7 protein-coding genes are annotated in these 5628 nt (G+C 45.0%); all 7 read left to right on the forward strand.

Annotated features, from left to right (window positions below):
* Window positions 1-48 precede the first annotated feature (48 nt).
* Entirely contained in the window at window positions 49-504 is a 456-nt protein-coding gene (locus ACTXGO_RS08850) for a SixA phosphatase family protein (protein ID WP_443574102.1), read from the forward strand.
* Window positions 505-584: 80 nt separating this feature from the next.
* Window positions 585-1859 carry a type II secretion system protein GspL gene (gspL, locus tag ACTXGO_RS08855; protein WP_435949064.1) on the forward strand — a complete coding sequence of 425 codons (1275 nt, stop codon included), beginning with the start codon at window positions 585-587 and terminating at the stop codon, window positions 1857-1859.
* Window positions 1856-2431, forward strand: a complete 576-nt coding sequence (gene gspM / locus ACTXGO_RS08860) for a type II secretion system protein GspM (protein ID WP_435949063.1) — start codon at window positions 1856-1858, stop codon at window positions 2429-2431. Before gspL ends, gspM begins: the two co-directional genes overlap by 4 nt.
* A 192-nt stretch (window positions 2432-2623) precedes the next feature.
* Entirely contained in the window at window positions 2624-3157 is a 534-nt protein-coding gene (locus ACTXGO_RS08865; RefSeq protein ID WP_317198972.1) for a DUF4870 family protein, read from the forward strand.
* 135 nt (window positions 3158-3292) lie between these two features.
* On the forward strand, window positions 3293-4339 hold the full coding sequence (locus ACTXGO_RS08870; protein WP_435949060.1) for a quinone-dependent dihydroorotate dehydrogenase: 1047 nt from the start codon (window positions 3293-3295) through the stop codon (window positions 4337-4339).
* A gap of 59 nt (window positions 4340-4398) precedes the next feature.
* Complete coding sequence (locus tag ACTXGO_RS08875) at window positions 4399-4896, forward strand: CvpA family protein (protein WP_443574105.1); 498 nt, start codon at window positions 4399-4401, stop codon at window positions 4894-4896.
* A gap of 208 nt (window positions 4897-5104) precedes the next feature.
* On the forward strand, window positions 5105-5628 hold a 524-nt coding region (locus tag ACTXGO_RS08880), incomplete at its 3' end, for a class II glutamine amidotransferase (protein WP_443574107.1).

Genomic DNA, 5628 nt, shown 5'->3' on the forward strand with positions numbered 1-5628 from the left:
CTACCATTGCAACTCATAAGATACAAGGCTAAATACACAAGGACAGTGATGAAAATTATATTAATGCGTCATGGTCAAGCAGAAGATATCAGTCGTCCAGATAGCGCGCGGCAACTGACTGAATTTGGTCACAGCCAAGCGGTGCAAACGGCTGAGTATATTGTCAATAACTTTAACCCAGATCACTTTGTAGTCAGCCCTTACGATAGAGCGCAGCAAACACTCGCTGAACTACAAGCGCTTGCGCCTAATGTGCCTGTGACCGTGCAAGATAATATTACACCATCAGACAATGCTAACAATGCGTTAACTACGCTTGCCACTATAGAGTCTGAGTGTATGGTGGTTGTCTGTCATATGTCTATTATCGCCAATATAGCAGGCCTATTGACCAACGACTATCCAGAGGGCTTTTCTTTAGCAGAGGCGCGAGTGTTTGAGATGGACTTTGTTATGTCTGGTATGGCAACTGAGAGCGATCGTTTTGTTCCTATGCAGCCTTAGTCATAACCCTAGCCCTATACAGTCTCATTCGCTATTTAGATTTTAGATGTTGATACCCTTTATAAGTAAGGACACGTTTAGTGTTACATGTCTGGTTACGCGCACAATACAGTCCTTTAGCCGTCTGGCATGGGGACACAAAACAGTGGCACGCTGTCGATAGCTGGCAGCAGCTGTCCAATATCTATGGCAGCAAATCTAGCAATAAAACCTTATGTTTGTACTTCCCCTCAAGCTATATACTGCAAGTTAATACCGAACTTAGTAGCGCGCAGCTCAAGCAATTGGGCGTGGTAGGCAAGCAGTATTTGTTTGAAGAGACTTCTCTTACGCCTGTTGAGCAGTTGTCAGTGCGTCAAGTGAGTCAAGGTAGTCATCATCATCTGCACGCACTTGCCAAAAGCGATATTGAAGCGTGGCAACAAAGTGCAGCATTAGTGGGTATGCGTATTAATGCCTTACTCCCTGATTATTTATTGTTACCAGTGCTGGAGGAGGGTGCCGGTCAGCAGGTCACTTTATATCAAGATCGCTATACTATGCTTATGCGTCAATCGCTACGCCTGGGCATGGCAGTAAGTTATCTACCGCTTATGCTTGAGCATCTGCCGCATCTGAGTGAAGTAAGTATCGTACCTACAATCGATTCTACTCACACAGAGGCTGACGATGATGCTGTTCTAAATAACACTGAGTTAAGTGATGCTGTATTGAATGAGGGTATCAGTCTACAAAAAGAGTCCATTGATCCCAATGAGCAAACCGCCGCTTATATTGCTGAGCAGCAGATACTCTTGACTACCGCCCACCCGCTGATACCTGCTGATCATCCTGAGCGTCATGAGCTTAATTTTGCTATTCGGCTAAACGATGCCAAGCTTGCGCCTTACCTGCGCGTTGCTATGATGGTCGCCCTATCAGCACTGGTATTACAAATGGCAACGGATGGAGCGCAGTGGTATCGATACAATCAAGCGACAGCTGCTACCCAAACGGCAATAGCTGCGCAGTATCAGTCTTGGTTTGCAGATGAGCGCCTCAATTCGCGTACTCAGCTACGTACTCAGATGAGTCCAAAGCTACGTACTGATGCTCAAGGGCAAACGCCGCATATGGCAGCCTTATCTCGTATATCGCCGCTAATCAAACAGTCGTCACTACAAGCAAAAGCTTTGGTAATGGCACCATCGTCTTTGAGTTTCACTTTGATCGCGTCTGAGCGTAATAGCTTAGATCAGTTCACAAGCACCCTAATAGAGCAAGGACTGAGCGCATCTTTGGAGCGTGTCAATGCTAACGAACAAGGACAATTTAGCGGGCAGATGACTATTGACGTGATGGAGGCGGCGCCATGAAGCTGATGCAAAGGCGCTCAAAGGATAAGCCGTTAGATCAAAGTACTGTAGATCAAAGCACTTTAGACTCTAATAGGTTAATTGATCGGGTGAGTCGATATCAAAATGGTATAGGTACGCGCTGGCAAGCTTTATCATCGAGAGATCAGCTTGCTTTGATGATTTTATCACTATTCTTGCTGCTATTTGTCGGCGGTTACGGCGGCTATACTTTGCATCAAATGGCCAAAGACAGCAAAGAGAACTATCAAGAACAGATCGCAGATTACTTTTGGCTGCGCGCACAAGCTGGTAATATAGACAGCAATGCTTTGATAAGTAATAGCGCACAAGGCGAAGCATTACCGCCTGCAAGCCGCGTTACTACGTTATTAAGCGGTGCAGGCATTAGAGACGCGCAAGTTGCTGCAGTAGGTGAGTCGGTACAGATAAGTTTTATGAATGCCAGTCAAGCGGTAGTTAGCGCCGCTCTTAGTCAACTGACGCAGCAAGGATGGCAGTTTACTCAGATGACTATGGAGCAAGACGAGACGAGCAAAGCGATCACGGTACAAGCGACTATGACTTTGTGAACGCTTTATAAGAGACAAGTATCTTATTCTCTTAATTGAGGGCGCTGCCTAAAGCTTTGTTTGTTCAATTGCCATCGATAGCCGCTGCTTGAAAAGCATATGAGTTGACGCAATACAGTAAGCAATCATCAGTATCAGTGACAGCGCTTGTCAATTATAGCGCTATGCTATATACCATTGGAGGTGCTTATTATGTCACGCAATGTAGATTCCAACTCAGAGGCGCAAACTCGTAGAACCAAGACCGCCGAGATTGAGGCGCTATCAGATCCAAGGCGTTTTGACGTACAAAAAGAGTACGGCGTGGCGCGTCAGAATGCGATGAGTAATAAAAAACAGCGCTCACTAATCGCTTACAATCATCTGACTTATTTGTTGTATGTCGTCAGCTACTTTACCGCAGGTCTGCTGTGGGTCGTACCCATTGTCATGAACTACTCAAAACGACAAGAAGCAGACGGCTCGTGGCTTGCTACCCACTTTGATTGGCAGATTAAGACCTTTTGGTACAGTATCGTCTGGTTTGTGATTGGCATTGTCATTGTACTCTTTGCGCTCAGTGGTTTTGGGGTCAGTATGATGCTAGAGGCCGGCGACAACTTAGCTATTGGTTCGATATTACTGACAGGTTTTGGTTTGATTATTATCATCGTAACCTTTATATGGCATCTGTACCGTATCGTACGTGGCTGGATAGCTTTAACAGATAATCGTCCTGTACCTTAATATATTACTTGTGCATGGGCTAAATTAGGCGAGCTATTAATCAAATCTTAGTCTTATTTCTGTTAAGCTGATATAATCGCAGCGCCTGATTTTACCCTTTATTCATCATTACTCTAAGCAAGGTCTATCGCCACTATGTCTTATACCTTACTTCGCCCCTTTTTGTTCAAAATGGATCCTGAGCACGCTCACGACATGACATTGTCCTTGTTGCACAAGGCACACAAGGCACGGGCTTTGGGCCTAGTGTACGGGCAGCCGATGCACCCGACAGAATGCATGGGTTTACAATTTCCAAATCCAGTGGGCTTAGCCGCAGGGTTAGATAAGAACGGCGATTATATTGATGCCTTAGCAGAGCTGGGTTTTGGTTTTATTGAAGTTGGTACCGTCACGCCTAAGCCGCAGATAGGTAATGAGAAGCCGCGACTGTTTCGAATCAGACAGGCGGATGCTATTATTAACCGCATGGGATTTAATAATCAAGGCGTTGATTATCTCATTGAGAACGTCAAAAACTGCAAATACAAAGGCAATATCGGTATTAATATTGGCAAAAATGCCAGTACCCCTGTCGAGCAAGCGGCTGATGATTATGTCTACTGCTTAGAGCGCGTCTATCCGCATGCCTCGTATATCACTGTTAATATCTCATCGCCCAATACCAAAAACTTACGTGATTTGCAAAGTGGTGAGGCGCTAACCGAGCTGCTAGCTACTATCAAAAACCGCCATCAGCAGTTGGCGACTGAATATGGATTCTATGTGCCGCTCGTGCTCAAAGTCGCGCCTGATTTAGAACCAGACCAAGTAGATTATATCTCCCAGCAGTTATTAGACTTTGAGATTGACGGTCTTATCGCAACCAATACTACTTTGAGCCGAATAGGCGTTGAGGATTTACTCGATGGCGATCAAGCAGGTGGTTTATCAGGTCGCCCTGTCAGCCATATTAGTACTCAAATATTGCAACAGTTTGCGGATCAATTAGGCGATAAAGTCGCTTTGATTGGAGTGGGCGGAATAGATAGTCCTGACAAAGCGGTCAAAAAGATAACAGCTGGTGCGGACTTAATACAGCTCTATACTGGCCTGATTTACCGAGGCCCTGGACTGGTACAATCAAGCATTCAGGCGATTGGCGGCTATTATGATGCGATGGAAAGTGACATCAACAGCTAAATGGTGCCGTCCTAAAAGTCGCCGTTTCAACATAGCTATCCTCAATAACAGGCGGTGATATGAGTGGCCTAGATATAATGATTGCCTTTGTCGTACTTATTGGCTTATGGCGCGGCTTTCAAGTGGGTTTGATCAAGACAGCAGTTGGTCTTGTCGGCTGGTTTATCGCTTTGATTGCAGCGACGCGTTTGGCAAACTCTATAGCGCCGCAGTTATCTGGCATCGTTGAAAATCCAGTGCTGCAAATGGCATTAGCATTTTTGCTTGTGGTCTTAATAATATTAGCAGTTATGCATACGCTTGCTTTTGTCTTCTCAAGTGCTCTCAAAACGTTAAATTTAGGCGTCGTTGACAAGCTGGCAGGCGGCGTATTAGGCGCCGCCAAAAATATATTAGTGATCTTAGTGATACTGAGTATCAGTGCCCCTTTATTGGTACAATTACCGCAGTGGGAGACCTCAGTTATTGCCCCTGAGCTTATGCCTTATGCTCCTATGGGTAAGGAGCTTGCGTCAGATATGCTGGGCGTTGCGTGGAGTCAGATCAATCAGTCATAGTTTGGACTATGGTATTAAGTTTTAAACTGCTGAATTAATGGCTTTTATGCGCACTATATTTGCATTTAGACCTTGATAAAATTAATTTTGACAGTATTTATTGCACATCATGTTTTTCACCCATTTATTTTATAAGTAAGATAAATAATCAGTAGCAAAAACGTTTTTGATAAGTTTACTCATGTATGATCTAAAATAGGACATAACTATGTGTGGAGTCGTTGGGGTTGCAGCTCATGAACCCGTTAACCAAATTCTTTATGATGGTCTAACGATGTTACAGCATCGCGGGCAAGACGCAGCGGGTATCGTCACTTTGCAAGATGGCAGGCTCTATTTGCGTAAAGAAAATGGCATGGTACGTGACGTATTTATGAACCGCCATATGATTAAACTGGTTGGCAAATTCGGTATCGGTCACGTCCGTTACCCAACAGCGGGCACCTCGAGCAGTGCTGAAGCGCAGCCCTTTTATGTCAATTCTCCTTATGGTATTACGCTCGCTCACAACGGCAATCTGACCAATGCTGAGAGTCTGGCTAAGTCTTTGTACATAGAGGATCGTCGTCATCTCAATACCGATTCAGATTCTGAGGTTTTACTCAACGTGGTCGCGCACGAGATGCAAAATCTAGGTAAGACGCATCCGAGCGCTGATGATATATTTGAGGCGATAAAAGCGGTCTACGGCCGCGTTGAAGGCGCTTATGGCGTAGTCGCTTTGATCACAGG

Source organism: Psychrobacter sp. T6-1 (assembly GCF_052258445.1).

Coding starts and splice junctions, on each gene's coding strand:
- gspM (WP_435949063.1), top strand. CDS start 1,856: ATGAAGCTGATGCAAAGGCGCTCAAAGGATAAGCCGTTAGATCAAAGT.
- ACTXGO_RS08870 (WP_435949060.1), top strand. CDS start 3,293: ATGTCTTATACCTTACTTCGCCCCTTTTTGTTCAAAATGGATCCTGAG.
- ACTXGO_RS08865 (WP_317198972.1), top strand. CDS start 2,624: ATGTCACGCAATGTAGATTCCAACTCAGAGGCGCAAACTCGTAGAACC.
- ACTXGO_RS08850 (WP_443574102.1), top strand. CDS start 49: ATGAAAATTATATTAATGCGTCATGGTCAAGCAGAAGATATCAGTCGT.
- ACTXGO_RS08875 (WP_443574105.1), top strand. CDS start 4,399: ATGAGTGGCCTAGATATAATGATTGCCTTTGTCGTACTTATTGGCTTA.